11 protein-coding genes and 1 pseudogene are annotated in these 16,739 nt (G+C 55.1%); 10 read left to right on the top strand and 2 right to left on the bottom strand.

Translation table 11 applies throughout. The annotated features are described in order from the left end of the window. The first annotated feature begins 18 nt into the window (after window positions 1-18). On the top strand, window positions 19-960 hold the full coding sequence (locus HDF14_RS01545; RefSeq protein WP_183972881.1) for a metallophosphoesterase family protein: 942 nt from the start codon (window positions 19-21) through the stop codon (window positions 958-960). 263 nt (window positions 961-1,223) lie between these two features. Here HDF14_RS01545 and HDF14_RS01540 read toward each other — a convergent pair whose 3' ends face one another. After that, on the bottom strand, window positions 1,224-4,634 hold the full coding sequence (locus HDF14_RS01540) for a hypothetical protein (RefSeq protein ID WP_183972879.1): 3,411 nt from the start codon (window positions 4,632-4,634) through the stop codon (window positions 1,224-1,226). Window positions 4,635-4,967: 333 nt separating this feature from the next. On the opposite strand from HDF14_RS01540, the gene HDF14_RS01535 reads away from it, so the two are divergent. From HDF14_RS01535 to HDF14_RS25945, 5 genes are all read left to right on the top strand, one after another. Then, window positions 4,968-6,218, top strand: coding sequence for a hypothetical protein (locus HDF14_RS01535; protein WP_183972877.1), 1,251 nt, complete (start codon window positions 4,968-4,970; stop codon window positions 6,216-6,218). Window positions 6,219-6,495: 277 nt separating this feature from the next. Further along, the gene (locus HDF14_RS01530; RefSeq protein WP_183972875.1) at window positions 6,496-8,709 is read left to right on the top strand and encodes a glycoside hydrolase family 3 C-terminal domain-containing protein; all 2,214 of its coding nucleotides are present in this window, start codon (window positions 6,496-6,498) and stop codon (window positions 8,707-8,709) included. 220 nt (window positions 8,710-8,929) lie between these two features. Next, window positions 8,930-10,078, top strand: coding sequence for an acyltransferase family protein (locus tag HDF14_RS01525; protein WP_183972873.1), 1,149 nt, complete (start codon window positions 8,930-8,932; stop codon window positions 10,076-10,078). Between the two features lie 481 nt (window positions 10,079-10,559). After that, the gene (locus HDF14_RS25950; RefSeq protein WP_221304510.1) at window positions 10,560-10,856 is read left to right on the top strand and encodes a PhzF family phenazine biosynthesis protein; all 297 of its coding nucleotides are present in this window, start codon (window positions 10,560-10,562) and stop codon (window positions 10,854-10,856) included. 18 nt (window positions 10,857-10,874) lie between these two features. Further along, a complete protein-coding gene (locus tag HDF14_RS25945) occupies window positions 10,875-11,474 on the top strand; it encodes a cytochrome c peroxidase (protein ID WP_313899477.1) in 600 nt (199 codons plus the stop codon). A gap of 434 nt (window positions 11,475-11,908) precedes the next feature. On the opposite strand, the gene HDF14_RS01515 is transcribed toward HDF14_RS25945, so the two are convergent. Next, window positions 11,909-12,442 (bottom strand): MarR family winged helix-turn-helix transcriptional regulator, encoded by a 534-nt coding sequence (locus HDF14_RS01515; protein WP_183972870.1) that lies wholly within the window; start codon window positions 12,440-12,442, stop codon window positions 11,909-11,911. Window positions 12,443-12,492: 50 nt separating this feature from the next. Here HDF14_RS01515 and HDF14_RS01510 point away from each other — a divergent pair, with 50 nt between their 5' ends. From HDF14_RS01510 to HDF14_RS01500, 4 genes and pseudogenes are all read left to right on the top strand, one after another. After that, window positions 12,493-13,230: a hypothetical protein gene (locus HDF14_RS01510; RefSeq protein WP_183972868.1), complete on the top strand. Its 738-nt coding sequence runs from the start codon at window positions 12,493-12,495 to the stop codon at window positions 13,228-13,230. A gap of 73 nt (window positions 13,231-13,303) precedes the next feature. Next, complete coding sequence (locus HDF14_RS01505; protein WP_183972866.1) at window positions 13,304-14,269, top strand: hypothetical protein; 966 nt, start codon at window positions 13,304-13,306, stop codon at window positions 14,267-14,269. Window positions 14,270-14,642: 373 nt separating this feature from the next. After that, window positions 14,643-14,864: pseudogene (locus tag HDF14_RS26235) on the top strand (cellulase N-terminal Ig-like domain-containing protein); the annotation flags it as partial. Window positions 14,865-14,867: 3 nt separating this feature from the next. Next, window positions 14,868-16,736: a glycoside hydrolase family 9 protein gene (locus HDF14_RS01500; RefSeq protein ID WP_313899476.1), complete on the top strand. Its 1,869-nt coding sequence runs from the start codon at window positions 14,868-14,870 to the stop codon at window positions 16,734-16,736. Window positions 16,737-16,739 lie beyond the last annotated feature (3 nt).

Raw genomic sequence — 16,739 nt, 5'->3', positions numbered from 1 at the left:
ACCTGGAGCGTGCTTGATATGGACCGCAGACAATTCACGACCCTCGGCGCTGCATCGCTCGGCAACCTGCTCACCCGGAGACTCTGGGCTGAGCAGGTCCGGGCATCAGCCTCACCCGACAAGTTCTACTTCGCACTCGTCGCCGACACCCACATCATTGACAACTTCTACGTCAAAGGCAGCGAGAACGGCGTCGAAGACAACGAAAGCATCCTTGTCACCACTCCCCGCCTCACCTCCGCGCGCGACCTTATCAACTCACTCGACCCCGCCATCGAGCAGGTCTTCCTCATCGGCGACTACTTCCACAACTATCCCTCCACCGACTACGACTTCTACTTCAAAAACACCACCCGCCTCGACAACGCCAAGACCATCACCGACGGATTCAAGATGCCCGTCCACCTAGGCTTCGGCAACCACGACTACGACGTCAGGCACGTCCCCCGCGAGATGAGCCACCGCCTCTTCAAGGCCAAGTTCAACGCCGAGCCCTACTCCGTCGTGGACTACAAAGGTTACAAATTCATCCACCTTAACAACTTTCTCGGAAGCACCCAGGACCGCAACTCAGCCGACTTCAACCCCGCCATCGGTTCACTCGGCGAAGAGCAACTCCACTGGTTCGAAGCCCAGCTCCAGCAACACAAGCCCACCTTCATCTTCATACACTACCCGCTCGTCCAGGATCGCCCGGTAGAGTTCGCCGACTACGGCCTGCATCCTCTCCTGAAGAAGTACCAGAACAACATCCAGCTCGTAGTATCCGGCCACGTCCACAAGTGGATCGACTACGGCCACACCTTCGGCCCCCAGCACTACACCATGGCCGCCACCCGCTACGACCCCAACGCCTACATGCTCCTCGAGGTGGACACCCGACACGCCACCTCACGCTTCATGAACATCGACCTCGTCCAATGGGACACTCACTACAGCAAACCCTGGCACGCTACCTAAGGCTCAGGATCCCTGAAAATAAATCTGAAAATCGTGGCGTACTCTAAGGTTCCATAAAACGCGCGACAAGGAACCAGCCCTAGCCATACAAAACACCACGATCCCACCATCAAAACACCACGTCTACGAACCGGAATTCTCAAAAACCCCCTGCAAAAACACCCATCCACCACGAGCAAAAAAAACTTCATCCAGCCGGCAAATCCTGAAGGAATCATGCCGTTGTTTTCCAGCGATCTGACGACGCCGCACCTTGAAGACCTTTAGTATTCGAGCTTCAGAGAAAACTGAATTTGTCGGGAGTTGCCATTCGTTCGATTGATCTGGCCAAAGCCCGACCCAAAGATTGTGTTCGACGGAAGTCCCATGTTCACGATGTTGAACAAGTTGAAAAACTCAGCCCTGAACTGCAAGTTGGTGAGTTCAGCTCCAGATCGTCTTCTTCCGATCGGCGTGTCTTTGACCAAAGAAAAGTCATAGTCGTAATAGGCCGGCCCTCGGAAGGTATTCCGTCCAAGAGTTCCAAAGCGCCCACTATTTGGGCCCGTTCCTCCCGAAACGTTAATTGGTATTGAAAAAAAAGAGGCGTTATCGCTTCCACGCCCGAAGTAGTCCTCTCTCTTGGGCCTCGCAGTGGATAGCGATGGCTTTGCAATCTGATCGGGCCTGTCCGTATTGGCTGACCCTGCACCCGTTTGCTGAACTCCCGTATAAACGGTAAAAGGTGTACCGCCAGACAGCGATGAAATACTGATCAACTGCCAGCCGCGAGTAAGTTTACTGCTCACGTAATTCAAGGGGTGGATCGCATAAATCGGAAGAGACTGCGTGAGACTCAGTGAGAATGAATTCGTCGTGTCGAACACTGACGGACCGCGTTCCGGGTGAGTATCGAAAGGGTTCTGAGGCGCTGCCTGCGCTATTGCTCCCACGGTGCTGGTGGCTGAGGTCCCACCAACACTGCTGGCATCATCGATCGACTTCGACCAAGTGTAGTTCGCTTGGAAGGCAGGTCCACCGTGCGGAGTTTGACCCTGCCCGGAGACCTGTAGAGCGTTGTACGAGGAGTGCGAAGTCGCCGTCATCTCGCCTTCGGTTCCGAACCCGCCAACAGCCTGGCCGGCGGCATTGAACTTCGTATATGGTGCAAACTGTGCTGTCGCGCCAGGATATGCGTTGGGAAATGCTACGCGGGGAAGCTTATAGGCGGTTGTGCCCACATAAGTGGCAGATAGCGTCACTTGTCCTATGGACTGCTCTAATCCAAGGGACCATGTGCCGAGACCAGCGTTGCCAAAGTTCCTGCTGATCGCCCCTACGTTGAGCGGAGTTGTTTCTCCTTCGGAAGCATCTGCAATTCCTTGCTCCAGGCGATCGATATCAACTTCCGTGTTGGCAGGGACATCGTTGGGCCGTCGATTGGCAAAGATGTCTGTACCGTCGGGGGTATAGACGCGGGGTAACTGCGCTGGAGTGAACTGAAATCCGTAGGGGACAAATGCCGTCGGTCCAGCCGTTACGCGCGGGTAGAACACGAACGGCAAATTGCCCGTGATCATGTTGTCCTGCCAGATATTGGGTGGAATCGTAGTGAAAGCTGCGCCGGCATGGAGTACCAGGGTCGGGCGTAAGCGATAGTCAGCTTGCAGACGTGGCGCCCAATTATTCATTCGCGTACGGTACCTGGGTTCAGGATTAATCAAGAAAACCTGTCCTCCGCCAGGAGATGGGTAAAATCCGGAAGTACGATTGGCTCGATCCGATATGGGCGTGTAGAGCTCGAAGCGCATTCCATAGCCGATCGTGAGCCGGCTTGTGGCTTTCCAGGTATCTTGCGCGTAGGCTGCGATTGCCGTCCGATTTACAGCAGTGGCGCCTATGTTTTGGCCGTTCGAAAAGTAACTAGGTGCGACAGCTCGTGTATATGCAAACGCGCTTCCGGTAAGGAACGCTGACAAAGTATCAGGCAGAGGATCTCCAATATTGATAGTGTGAGAACCGCTTGCCGACGTGATCTTCACTGCAGAGTATGCTGTTCCTCCGCCAAAGTCATATTCTCCATTTGGGCTCGATCCGAAATAGCCGGAGTCGCGGTTCAGGCGAATCTCCGCACCAACCTTGACCGTATGGGAGTGACGCGCGAACGTTACGTTCTCTCGAGCCTGGAATAAGTTTCCGTAGTCTCTGGAAACGGAACCGCCTGGGGCATTGAACGGCTCGAAGAGAGCGTCGTTGAATTTGACGGCTGGGTCCGTTGTATTAGAAGTTGGGAAAGAGGGTGTCGTTCGAATCGCACTCAGCGATGATTCGAACACGAGATTCGCCGATGCGGTATGTATCCATGTCAACACGCCATTACGCTGGTGATCGACATATTCCACACCGAAGCTCGGATCTATAACCGTTTGATCTGGGTTCGTCGTCGGACCGCTGAGATTGTCGAGAGAGAATCGCGCCATCCAGTGGTCCTTGGCGCCGCTCTGAAAATCAAGCCTGCCGGAAAACTGATCTGCGTCCGTATTCACTTTGGATGAAGTTGCGTATGTGTTCGCGCCGAATGTTCCGGCTGGATAATTTGGCAGCGGATATCGCGCCAGTATCTGGCTAATCGAGGAGTTCACCGGAACAAAGAGCGTATCTCCAGGAAAGGCCGTTGTGTCCATACCAGATCGCTGTTCCGCGGTTGGGACTGAAAGGACCTGGGTCGTTCCCAGTACCTGGCGGAAGCCTTGGTACTCGATGAAATAGAAGATCTGCTTGCCGTTGCCGATCCAACGAGAAACTGGAATTGGGCCTCCATTTGTAAATCCAAACTCATTTCTTCTGAATGGCGGAATGCGTCCCGGGCTTACCGGGGAAGGATGATCAAAGTAGTTGCGGGCATCGAGCGCAGAGTTTCGGAGAAACTCGAAAAACGATCCGTGCAGGTCGCTTGTTCCGGATCGAGTCAGGATGTCCGTATACCCAGATGCGCCTCGGCCTATTTCAGCTGGCATTACGCCGGACGACGATTTCAGGTCGAGGATCGCGTCTACATTGAAATTAGTGAACGTCCCGCCACCCATCTCGGGGTCACTAATGTCCGCCCCATCCAGCGAGAAAGTTGCCTCCACGCCTCGCTGTCCATTGATCGCGAACTGTTGGGTAAAGTTGGAGGCTCCGTTGGTGTCACTAGACGTTCCAGCAGCGAGCAGCAGGATTTGGCTGAAGTCCCTTTTGTTGAGCGGGATTTCACTCACTCCCTTATTCGTGAGTTGATCGGTGTCAACTACTCTTCCAATCTCCGTACTCGTCATCTCTACCGAGCCATCGCGGCCCAGCTTGAGGGTGACCCCTATAGCCGCTGAGGGGATAGAGACTTGGGTAGGGCAGCGGTAGAGGTTTCCTACGGCAAGGACAGTCACTGAATAGAGACCCGAATTTAAGTTCCGGAACGAAAAAGCTCCCTCTGTATCTACAGCTGCGGAATAGTGATTCGTGCCTGAGTCGAGGAGCACCGTTCCCTCGTTCGCGGGCAGGGATCCGTTCGTGCGAAGCACACCGTTCCAGTTTGAGGACGGCACCTGCGCCCAAGCCATTGGCGAGAGCTCGTTATCAAAAGAAAAAAGCGTTCCCAAAACAACACAAAGCGAGAGGATAGTGCCGATTCTGGAGAAGTAGCCGTTGGCGGACATGGGAAATCTCGTGACACTTTCGTTCCGCGGAATCAGAAGGGATAACTCTACTCACTAGGGTTCACCGTTATAAGAGTTATCGGGTAGGAACCAATTGACTGAGGGATAAGTACCTATTGTTGAAAGACTTACCTGAGGTGACGAGTGGCTAAAAAGGAATGTATGATACCCCCAAAACCCGCTTGTCAATATGGAATAATGAGAGGTTGATGTCGGGCCCCCGGCTCTATTCCCCCGGTTCTCCGTCTTTGCTTTTGCGCGCCAACGCGTCGAGGTAGACGCCGTGCCCGTCGCCAAACCCGAAAAGCCGGAAGAGAATTAGCAGAACCCACAATGCCATTGTCGCCACAATCCGAAAAAGAGACTGGACCGGGTCTCGCTCCAGATGCCAGTGCTGTCCGCGATCAGCTGAAACGGCTCCTTGCACACCCGCTTTTCGCAAACAGCAAGCGCTATCCCGTATTTCTGGCTTACACGGTGGAGCAGACGCTGCTGGGCAACGCGAGCGAACTAAAAGAACGGACGATAGGTGTGGAAGCCTTTGGACGCGAGCCAAGCTACGACGTAAACCTTGATCCAGTAGTCCGAACGACCGCGGCCGAAGTCCGTAAGAGGTTGGTCCAGTACTACTACAACACGGATCATTTCGGAGAGCTGATAGTCGAACTCTCGGTAGGCTCATACATTCCCTCGTTCCGGGATCCAACCGTCTCCGTGAACCTCGAATCCGGGTCGCTGATTTCCCAGAGGAACCGGGCGACATCTCAGGATTCCCCCGCAACCGAGTTTAAATCTGCCGAGGCGGTCCCGCCTTCAACATTGCGGACCAGGCATCGATGGATACCCATCGCAACAGTATCGTTGTTCGCCCTGATCGCAGGATTCGGAATGGGCCGTATCCAAATCCCTCGGAAGCCGTCGAATTTGGAACGATTTTGGGAACCGGTTACAGCGGCCTCAAGCAAGGTCACATACTGCCTGGGGCAACCGATAGATGCGGTCGATCGAGAGCGCACAACGCCGAACGGGATGCCCCTCTATGGCCGTCTCGATGTCTCGGATGTAATCACGCTGGCGCGTTCTATTGTTCCTCTCGTCCCAAAGGGCGGCGATTTTCGCGTTGTTTCCGATTCAGAGATCGGCTACACCCAGCTACGCGAAGGCCCCGTCGTGCTCATTGGCGCCTTCGATAACGTTTGGACCATGCGGATTACTCAGGATCTACCCTTCGGATTCGAGTACGATTCGCAGGAGCGAAGGCTTGTAGACCGGAAGAGTCCCGAGAAGAGGTTTTGGACCCTCCAATGGCAGGTGCCTTACACAAAGTTGGCAAAGGACTATGCCATCATCGCCAGAATCCATGACGGCATTACGGGCCAGCCGGTCATTATCATTGCAGGAATTCTAGGGGAGGGCACCGAAGCTGCCAGCGAGGTAGTCTTTAAGCCTGCGTACCTAGATGAGATGTTGAAGAAGGCTCCTAAGAATTGGGACCAACTCAATCTGGAAGCGGTGATCGAAACGAATGTCATCGAAGGCCACGCTGGCCCTCCCACTGTTCTTGCTGTCGAGACCTGGCGGTAGGTCTCCTAGCTGTTCGTCGATAACACTATGACTCCATGTTGGCTGCGGTCGGTGATTTAGCCGTATGATACATGGCCCGAGCGGTCCACCGTTCCGATGGCAACTTCAAGCAAGATAGACAGTTATTGGAAAAACGCCACGCTCCTACCCGTTGGAGCTTTTACATCACCTTATTGATATTAGATTCTGCAATCGTAGTCGCCCTGTCGCACTGCAGCGATTTCTTCTGGCATTGATTCTCGCCAGCGCAGCATCGGCGGGGCGACCCGGAGACACGATGCAAAGATGCAAGTCGCAATTTCCTCTTTTAGTCATCACAGCAGCCTTCATCGGAGTCGGCATCGCGTCGGCTCAGGAAACCAGCCGGCCTTGGATGGATTCACACCTACCTCCAGGGGAGCGCTCAGAGCTGGTTCTGAGGCAGCTTTCTCTTGATGAAAAGTTGGCGCTGGTGCATGGCAACGGCATGGCAGGCGAGTCGCAGTGGCGGATGCCTCTAACCCCTCTCACCAACGGCGGCGCTGGTTACACCCAAGGTGTCGAGCGCCTGGGTATTCCTCCCCTGATCATCTCGGACGCCGGCTACGGCGTGAGAGCGAGCGGTGCAAATGGAAGATATTCGACGGCGATGCCTTCCAATCTGGGTGCAGCTTCGAGTTGGGATGCTGAGTCCGCTTGCCAATTCGGCGAAGTGATCGGCGGGGAACTTCGGGCTCAAGGTTTCAATGTAAGTCTTGGAGGCGGCGTGAATCTCACCCGCGAGCCCCGAAATGGGCGGACCTTCGAGTACGCGGGCGAAGATCCGCTCCTAGCCGGCACTCTCGTTGGAAACATGATGAAGTGCGAGCAGGAGCAACACGTCATCGGCGATATCAAGCACTACGCAGTCAACGACCAGGAGACTGGACGGTTCGTTGTGAATTCTGTCATCTCGAAACGAGCGATGCAGGAGTCCGATCTATTGGCCTTTCACATTGCGATCTCTATCGCCAATCCTGGCGCCGTGATGTGCTCTTATAACCGAATCGATGGAGACTTCGGTTGTGAAAATTCCTACACGCTGCAGAATGTTCTCAAGAAGAATTGGGGATTCAAAGGTTTTGTGATCTCGGATTGGGGCGGCACGCACAGTACGGAGAAGGCGTCCTCTGCCGGCCTCGATCAGGAGCAACCTATGGCCGACTATTTCGGCCTGAAGTTAAAGGAGGCAGTAGACGCAGGGAGAGTGCCTCTGTCCGAGATTGATGACCATGCTCGCAGGGTCTTGTATGCAGAGTTTTTAGCTGGAATCGTCGATGATCCTCCGCATAAGGGTGTGGTAGACGTAGAAAAAGGGCTTGAGGTTGCGCAGCGTATCGAAGAAAAGAGCATAGTTCTCCTAAAGAACAACCAGGCTGTGCTCCCAATCATTCCGTCCAAGGTCCACAGCATTGCAATCATCGGCGGCCATGCGGATGTCGGAATGATCTCCGGTGGTGGTTCTGCACAAGTTGACCCGCCGGGCGGCAATGCCATTATGCCCCTTGGGAAAGGCGCAACGCATTGGCAGGATCATATCTGGTTTCCGACGTCCCCCTTACAGGCGCTGCGAGCGAAGTTGCCGAACACAACAATTGAATTTAATCCGGGAACGGATCTGCAGTCAGCGGCATCTTTAGCAAAGACCGCGGATGTGGCGATTGTCTTCGCCTATCAGTGGGAGTCCGAAGGTATGGACCTGCCGAATCTTTCACTCCCGGACAACCAGGATGCGCTGATCGAGCAGATAGCGGCAGCCAATCCGCATACTATCGTTGTTCTTGAAACAGGGACTGCCGTTACGATGCCCTGGCTCAACAAGGTGGCCGGGGTTGTTGAGGTTTGGTATGCGGGCAGCGCCGGGCACAAGGCGTTAGCAAACATCCTTCTCGGCGACGTCAATCCGTCTGGCAAGCTGGCGATAACCTTCCCAAAGGGAGAGGCGGATCTTCCTCGCCCTTTAATCGCGCCCCTTCCTCCGAATGACGAAGGGCAAGGACATTATGCTGTGAACTCCGAAACGCGCGTCTCCAGCTATGCCGTCCACTACGACGAAGGTTCAGAGGTCGGCTACAAGTGGTACGAAGCCCAGCATAAGCGGCCGTTGTTTCCGTTCGGTTTTGGCCTTTCGTATACGTCCTACGCGTATTCCGGCCTGAGTGTCGATTCATCCGCGAAAACAGTCCGCTTTACAGTCGAAAACACGGGCAAAAGGACGGGGACCGAGATCGCGGAAGTGTACGCCACACTCCCCAAAGAAGCTGATGAATCGTTCAAACGCCTGGTCGGTTGGAAGCGCGTCACTCTTGCGCCTGGCGAGTCACAGGATGTTACCGTTGCGATCGATCCACAGGAACTGCAGACCTTCGACGAACTAAAGGACACCTGGATTCTGACTAATGGCGAATACGGCGTCCTAGTTGGACCGTCTTCAGAGAGCACCCCTTTGAAGGCGAGCCTCCGGATCCATTGAATTTGATCATTCGTCGAACGATCCGCGATGAACCTATGAGAACTGCAATGTATCGATTCCGCTCTTTGACGCTCGCGTACGCTGCTCTGTTACCAGCGTGGCCCTCTGGAGGCCAAGTCACTGACGAAACTAATTTCTCCAAGCCAACGCCGAACAGATAGCCTGTGCTAACAGCTCATAGCAGCTAAGATAAAGCTCGAAAGATAAGGAGACCTCTCAAATGAACGACGTATCAACTCTTGGTCAGACGGGCAGCGCAGTTCAAGCTGACCGGACAAGCACCGGGAAAGAACACTTTGAAGTGCTGGATGGATTGAGAGGGAGTGCGGCCATCCTGATTGTTATCTTTCACGTCTTCAATTACTCATTCGGTTGGGACACTCCTCTGAGCCTGATGCACCACGCCTACCTGGCAGTCGATTTCTTCTTCGGGCTCTCCGGTTTTGTCGTCGCCTATGCCTACGATGACCGATGGAATCGAATGTCTACCCTCCAATTCTTTCGGATCCGGCTCATTCGGCTTCATCCGCTGGTGCTGGTGGGCGCGACCTTTGGGCTTCTCGGCTATCTTCTCGATCCCTTTGGCAAGGGCATAAACCAGACCTCAACGCCGATGCTACTGCTGGCCTATGTGACTTCGCTTCTCCTGTTACCTTCCCCTCCAGTTGGGGGCCGACAGAACGAAAGCCAGGCACTGAATGGGCCAGCATGGTCCCTCATGCAGGAGTATCTCGGAAATATTGCGTACGCTCTGATTCTTCGCCGGCTGCGTGCGCTCACGCTTGGAATCATCTTCGGAGTCTCCGGGCTGCTGCTCATATGGGTTGCGAATATGAAAGGTTCGATGGATGGAGGCTGGGGATATCCTGATATCTGGATGGCACCCCTGCGGTTGACCGTCTCTTTTGTGATGGGGCTCTGGCTGTATCGTATGCAGGGTCGCATCCGCCGTCCAAAAATTGGACTCTTGGTTCTTTCGATTTTTCTTGTGGTCATCTTTCAAGCGCCGAAGTTCCCCAACGCAGCCGGGCTTTCTTTCAATGGCCTTTATGATGCTTCATGCGTGCTGTTCTTATTTCCGCTGATCATTCTCTGTGGCGCGCACTCTGATGCTGGTGCAGGCATGATGAGGTTGTGCAAGTTCAGCGGCAGGCTCTCCTATCCCCTCTACATCACACACATCCCGTTCGTATATATCATTGCGAACTTTGCTCAGACAAGACACCCAACCAAGTCCGTGCTGTTGACTTGGATCTTCCTGCTTCTGCCATTCGTGATCGGCCTGGCATGGCTAGTTCTTAAGTATTTCGATGAGCCCGTCCGTGCGTGGCTGACCCGCCGCTACGGCATAAAGCCGGCAGCAGCATAATGACCGACATAATCGCAGCAAAGATCTGATTCATTTCCAAAAAACAGAGTACAAGAAAATGATATTGAAGAGATATTCTGCAATCGCTCTTTTTGGGGATCGCACTCTTTGGTGTAGTTGCGGCCGAGGCACAAAGGGATTTGAACAGGTTCTCCTCCAAGCGTGAGAACCAAAACTCTCAGGTTCCTCTTGGAGCGGAACAACTGCATTTTTGGAGTCCGCAGTCGAAAACTAGGGTTGTGCAACCCTCCGATTTCGATGTGTGGGCCGGAGGAGATTCAACTGCAAGTCTTCACGGTGAATTTAATACCACGCAATGAAGACATCCCGCACGGGAACATTCACGTTGCTTTGCTCTTGCACCGTTCGTGATCTTCTTCGCGTGGGTTGCGGTGGAGTTTTCGATGAGCTCCGTCGCTACAGCCTTCAGAAGAGGAATTAAAACTTTCCGAAGAGCACGTCCAGTTTTACAGAGAACACTATGCAAATCCGGTATGCCTTTGTCGACGCCTTCACAGAAGGCCCGCTGGCGGGGAACCCCGTTGCTATTGTCTCTCATGCCGAGACGCTGGATGAACCAAGTATGCGGCGAATCGCGGGAGAATTCGATCAGGTCGCGACGACATTCATCCTTCCACCGAAAAATGATTTCGAATGTCCTGCGCTACCTGCCGCAGCCCCGCCCACGCATACGGGCCGCCAAATGGGCTGGCAGTCCAACTGGGACAGGAACTCCCGTCAGGGCGCCCCCCCGTCCCTTCACTGCGTTACGTTCTGAACCGCACACCGATCTGGAATAAGGAATTCATCGCAGACCCAGTCGAACGTACCCTCGAAGGAGAAGAAGCCGCCAGCGGGGGGGCTCACTTGGGACGGCCGTTTCAACACTCTCCACGAACAGGCCACCTTCCCTCTGGCCCCCAACGAGATGGCCAACGCTGGACCGAAGGAAACAGGTTCGTATGCCAATGACCTTCGAAGACAGTTCGGACCAGACATCCTCGATGATCCCCGGGCCTATGCCGCGACGCTCATTGCGATCGAGCGCTTCGAGCTGGAGGACGCTAGCTTCCATCCATACAGCAGCAAATACAACGACTACCTCGATGGAAAAATGAAGCTCACCGCACAGGAGCAGCGCGGACTGACCTTATTTGACGATCCAAAGCGAGGCAATAGCGCAACCTGCCACCTTGACAGAAAAGGCGTGGACGGCTCACACCCCATCTTCACCGACTACCAGTTCGAGGCGCTCGGTGTCCCGCGCAATCCGGAGATTCTTGCTAACGCCTCGCCTGACTATTTCGATATGGGTCTGTGCGGCCCCGTGCGCGCCGACCAGGCAAAAGAATCGAAGTTTTGCGGACTCTTCAAAACCCCACGCTGCGGAACGTAGCCGCGCGGCAAGTGTTCTTTCACAACGGGCGTTTCCATACATTGAAGGAGGCTTTGCGCTTCGACGTGCGTCGCGACACCGATCCGCAGATGTGATACCCGTACTCGCCTCAGGCGCGGTCGATAAATTTGAGGACCTTCCTCCATCCCTGCGTCAGAACATCGATATCATTGACGAGCCCCTGACCCGCACTAGGGGCCGATCCCCTATTTGGTCCGACGCGGAGATCGACAACGTAATCGCCTTTCTGCAAACCCTACCGACCGCGACGTAAGACCCGCAAGTTACGAGCGTCGATAGGCGTTCCTGCACAACAACACCAAAGCGTAATCGCTGTCCAGACGACGCTCCATGTACAACTCCTCTAAGACAACAGCGCCCACATCCTTCAGCTTTGGAATTGGAGAGCAGCCGTCGAATCAGTATCTCTTCGGTCAGCTGGCCTCGTCCGCTCTCTTCGGTTCAATGTCTCCGGTCGTGCCGATGCGTGTCGTCTCTCCTCCGAGTCGGCTGTAACCCGGATGAACGCCTCGAGTAAGGCCTTGCTGGTCGGCAACCCGCTGTAGTACCCCCGTAAGCGCATCGCGCTCCTTCAAGGTGAGCGCAGCGAACACCGACTCGTTGTGCTCACGCGAGATCTTTGCGATCTCCGCCAGCATCTCCCGTCCTTTAGGCGTGAGACGCAACGAATACGTGCGCCTATCCCCAACATTGCCCTCGCGCACAACAAAACCAAGTGATTCCATCTCATCGAGGATTGCAACGAGACGGCTTGCATATATCCCCAACCTGGCGGCTAGGTCGCGCTGACTCAACCCTGACGACCGGTCCAACATTCGCAAGATGCCTGCGTGTTGAGGTAGGAGTTTGAGAGGTGACAACCGCTCCGCGAACTGCTTTGCTGCATGCGATCCAAGCTGGGCTAGGAGAAAGGCGCCAGAAGATTTACTGGAAGATTCAGAGTCCATAAACGGAATTGTTGCATATCTTAATAGTTAATAATAGTAATGATTACATTATGGATCTGCCCGCGCAGCCTTCGCGCCCACTAAATCGCCACGCAGGCCCTTCTCTCATGGCGCTGGCGTCCGTTTACACGGCTTTGTCTGTTGCAGGGATCATCGTTGATGTCCTGCTTGCGCCCCACGCCAGCTTTGCCATGCCGTACGAACCGCTCGCCAACGAAGTCGCGTATGTTTCGCGATATGGCCCGTCGATTTGCTGGGGAGCTTTTTTCCAGTTTGGTTCTGCCATACCTTTGGGAATCTTTGCGGCCGTGACGGGAAGCCGATTGCGTTTTTTAGGGGTGCGCGCGGCGGGGGAAACGATCGCGTTTTGTGGTGGCATTGCTGCGATGCTGATGCTGATGCTGTCAGCTTTGGCAGGCTGGACACTCTCGACAGCTGACATCACCGACACGGCGGGAGCTGTTCGCGCGCTTCAACTGTTGGGGTTCGCGGCGGGAGGACCTGGGTTCGTGGCACCCCTCGGTCTGTTTGTCGCCGGCGTGTCGGTCACTTCCAGCCTGCATCGCCTCATTCCACGTTGGCTGATGTGGCTGGGCATTTTGATTGCGAGTGCGTCCGAACTGTCGACCCTGACACTTCTGACTTGGAATGCGGCCATCTTCATCCCGATGGGCCGCTTCATCAGCATCATCTGGATGTTTTGCGTGGCCGCCACTCTGCCGACCACACTACCGATCCATATCGTCGGTGCTCGAGGTCCGGCCATTTCGCCGGGGACGGCGGCATAGTCAATCCGGGCCCGCTCACGTGCGCGCCCATAGACGTCCTGCGCTTGCGATGCAGGGCCGGAGGTAAACAACGATGTTCGGACACCGAATACTTCGCTCGATCCTCACCCTCGCGGCAATTCAGCTTGCTGTCGGCAACATTCTCGCATCGCCGCAATACAACACCCTCCTCCGTCTCGTTCCAGCTGGTTGTGAAGTAGTGGCAGGAATCGAAGACCCAGGAAATCGAAGCGCGCGAGGAAGAATCCTCGTGAATAGCCGCGACAGCTTGTTGGATTTTGCGGATATTAGCGCGCTTGCAGGCAGCAACGCGATGAGTGGCATCACTGAAGTTGTGCAGGTAGCAACATCTTCCAGTGCCGGGCCACTGCGCGAGCATCTGCTACTGGCATCGGGCCATTTTGACCAAGCCCGCATCTTTCAGTCCGCCCTTACACATGGAGCGACGAGACGCGATTATAACGGCGTCGCAATCCTGATCGTATGGCCATTGGCACGCGAATCCAAACAGATGACGGATGTCAGGTGGATGGCGGTGCTCGACGGTACGACGGTGGTCTTCGGGACTCCAACACTTCTCCAGCTGGCGTTGAATCGTTACTCAACCCATACTCAAGTCGATGCGAACCTGCTGCGAAGACTGGCGCAATTGAGTTCGAAGGATAACTCCTGGGCGGTGGTATCGATGCCAGTCCCAGGACTGACAACGTACCTTGCTCCGCAAGCAGTCAGCGAATCGCTCGCAGGAGTTCTCGATCATTCGAACATGTTGAGCATTGGCGCGCGTTTTGGAAACCCTGTAAAGATCGACTTCATTCTCAATACACTCTCTGTGGAAGATGCACTCGCGGTCCGCAACGCCTTGGACATTCCCCGGTTCATTCGTGCGGGTACCGAAGTGTCTTTGCAACCGTATTTGAGGAGGGTTAGGGTCGACGGCAACCAAGTTCAAGGCACGGTAGAGGCTCCGAGTAAGAACCTTGATGTTTATTTAGAAGCCCTGGTAAACCAGAGACTCGGCACAGAAACTATCCAGTGACGAACAAGCTGTGCGATGACCAAGTGTTTAGCTTGGAAGTTGGTGCCGGATAATCCAGGCACGGAGAACTGTTTCCTCGATAGGATTGCCCATCTGGAGTCATATTTACGCGTCAATCTGACGGGCGCAAGGTCCGAGCTGTCCGTTCCCGGACCTTGAGGTGGCCCTAATCAGGAGTTGACATTCGCCAAGATCATTGGTTACTCTCCCATTTCAAACGATTTAATAGTTCGATTGCCGGCGCGAGGAGGTTCGCAAATGCCGCTGCTCAATCATCATTCATCCGTTTGTCTCCAAGGGCTAAAGGCCGGTCTCTTAGGGTTGGCGCTCTCGCTAATATGCGCGTGTTGCGAGTGCCGAGTCGGCGTATGTACGCGTGAATCAGGTCGGGTACGAAGCAGGGGCTCTTCCTGCTCGTGCGTATTTAATGTCGACCGCGTCGGAGGCTGGCGCCTTGTTCCAAGTGGTCGATGACGCGGGCAACGTCGCGTATCGCGGCAAGGTGGCCGATCCCTCGGGCACTTGGTCGAATAGCAAGAAGCTCACTTATCAGGTCTACGCGCTCGATTTCAACGTTCCATCCGGACACAGTTATTCCATCAATGTCTCCGGACCGGTACCGGCGAGCTCGCCCCGTTTTGCGGTCGACCGTCCGGAGCTCCTTTATCCCGGGCTGCTGGTGAACTCGCTTTTTTTCTATGAAACGCAGCGCGACGGGCCGGACTTTATCCGCAATGAACTGCGCACCGCCCCCGGGCACCTGAAGGACAAGAGTGCCCGGACTTATCTGACTCCTCCGCTGGATGACAATGACTTCATCAATAATGTGCCTCCGGCACCCCCCTTGAGTCCGGCAAGCCCGTCGAAGATCGATGCGTCGGGTGGCTGGTGGGACGCTGGCGATTACGAGAAATATGTGCAAACCCTCACCTACACTGCGGCGCTCATGCAGATCGGTGTCCGCGACTTTCCCGATCAGATGGGGAGAACTGCACCGCTCTATCCGCCGGCCCCGCCGAACTCAGTCTCTTATGCGGGGAAAAGCCATGGTGGCCCTGTCTCCTCAGATTTCAGCTCCGAAGCAAAGTTCGGCGTCGATTGGCTCTTGAAGATGTGGGATGGTTCGACGGGAAGACTCGCTTACCAGGTCGACAATTCGCAGGATTGGAACTACTACGGAGAAGGTACTCCATCGTCAGCGAGTGGCAATTGTGGAGGGACCTACAACACTCCCTACTGCCTGATCACCGAGTACGACATCTGGACACTTCCCCAGGCCGCAGACATCTTTCAGCAGGTTGGTGACCCGCAGCCATGCGATCCGCTCACCACTTTCTATATCTGCAACCGACCGGTATTTGTTGCGCCGCCCTCGGCATCCAAAATAAGCCCGAACCTCGCCGGGCGCCTCGCGGCGGACTTCAGCCTATGCTACCAACTCAACCGCAAGCAAGATCCGGCGCTCGCCCATCGATGCCTCAAAGAGGCCGAAGATGTTTTTGCGCGTGCCGACACGACCTACCCCGACCCCGCGCCTTCTGACGGGGGCGGCTCTTGTCCAACGTGTCTGCTGACAATCGCGCCGTTTGACGGATATCCGGAGAGTGTATGGGAAGATGACATGGAACTCGGCGCTACGGAACTGTACTTCGCACTGCGTTCCGCGACGGAGGAACAAGACGTTCCCCCAGGATTGCCGCAGGTCGATGCAAGCTTCTATCTGAGACAAGCCGCGCAGTTCGCTAGAAACTATGTCGTGAACATCTACAAACCTGGCTTCACCGATACGCTCAACCTCTACGATGTCAGCGGCCTCGCCCATTTTGAACTTTACCGGGCTATGGAGCTGGCTGGTGATCCCGGCGGCCTGGCGCTCTCGAAGTCGGCGATCCGCAGCCAACTGCTCCGCCAGGTGGACGACGCCATCGCTCAGGCTGACTCCGATCCGTGGGGCTTCGGCGACCAATGGAGCGCAGGCGACACGACCTCGCATGGCGCCGGCCTGTCGGTGATGGCAAGCGAGGCATATCTGCTTACGAACTCTCCCCGCTACAACCAGTATTCACAGCGCTGGCTGGCCAATATCATGGGCGCCAACTCGTGGGGATCCTCTTTCATCGTTGGTGACGGCAGCACGTTCCCGAACTGTATTCAACACCAGGTTGCCAATCTCGTGGGAGCGCTGAATGGCACCTCTGGTGGAACTCTGATTCTGTGGGGTGCGGCTACCGAGGGGCCGGCCAGCTCCGCGACCAGCGGCGTCGTAGGAGGCATGATTCTCTGCCCTGCCAACGGAGTCGACACTTTCAAGAAATTCAATGGGAATAGTGGCACGTTCAACCGATCCCAGGCTGCTGTCTTCCAGGATAATGTGCAGTCTTATAGCACTACAGAGCCAGCTATCGACCTTACCTCAACGTCATTTCTGATGTGGTCATGGAGAATGGCAAAACAGCCTCAATTCTAGAGA

The sequence above is a fragment of the Tunturiibacter gelidiferens genome (assembly GCF_014201335.1).
Taxonomy (GTDB): domain Bacteria; phylum Acidobacteriota; class Terriglobia; order Terriglobales; family Acidobacteriaceae; genus Edaphobacter; species Edaphobacter lichenicola_E.
This window is presented reverse-complemented; position numbering and strand designations above follow the sequence as displayed.

What these genes read in the sequence shown, in the direction of transcription:
- HDF14_RS01510 (WP_183972868.1), top strand. Translation starts at nt 12,493, where the DNA reads ATGGATCTGCCCGCGCAGCCTTCGCGCCCACTAAATCGCCACGCAGGC.
- HDF14_RS25950 (WP_221304510.1), top strand. Translation starts at nt 10,560, where the DNA reads ATGCAAATCCGGTATGCCTTTGTCGACGCCTTCACAGAAGGCCCGCTG.
- HDF14_RS01535 (WP_183972877.1), top strand. Translation starts at nt 4,968, where the DNA reads ATGCCATTGTCGCCACAATCCGAAAAAGAGACTGGACCGGGTCTCGCT.
- HDF14_RS01545 (WP_183972881.1), top strand. Translation starts at nt 19, where the DNA reads ATGGACCGCAGACAATTCACGACCCTCGGCGCTGCATCGCTCGGCAAC.
- HDF14_RS01525 (WP_183972873.1), top strand. Translation starts at nt 8,930, where the DNA reads ATGAACGACGTATCAACTCTTGGTCAGACGGGCAGCGCAGTTCAAGCT.
- HDF14_RS01530 (WP_183972875.1), top strand. Translation starts at nt 6,496, where the DNA reads ATGCAAAGATGCAAGTCGCAATTTCCTCTTTTAGTCATCACAGCAGCC.
- HDF14_RS01505 (WP_183972866.1), top strand. Translation starts at nt 13,304, where the DNA reads ATGTTCGGACACCGAATACTTCGCTCGATCCTCACCCTCGCGGCAATT.
- HDF14_RS01515 (WP_183972870.1), bottom strand. Translation starts at nt 12,442, where the DNA reads ATGGACTCTGAATCTTCCAGTAAATCTTCTGGCGCCTTTCTCCTAGCC.
- HDF14_RS01540 (WP_183972879.1), bottom strand. Translation starts at nt 4,634, where the DNA reads ATGTCCGCCAACGGCTACTTCTCCAGAATCGGCACTATCCTCTCGCTT.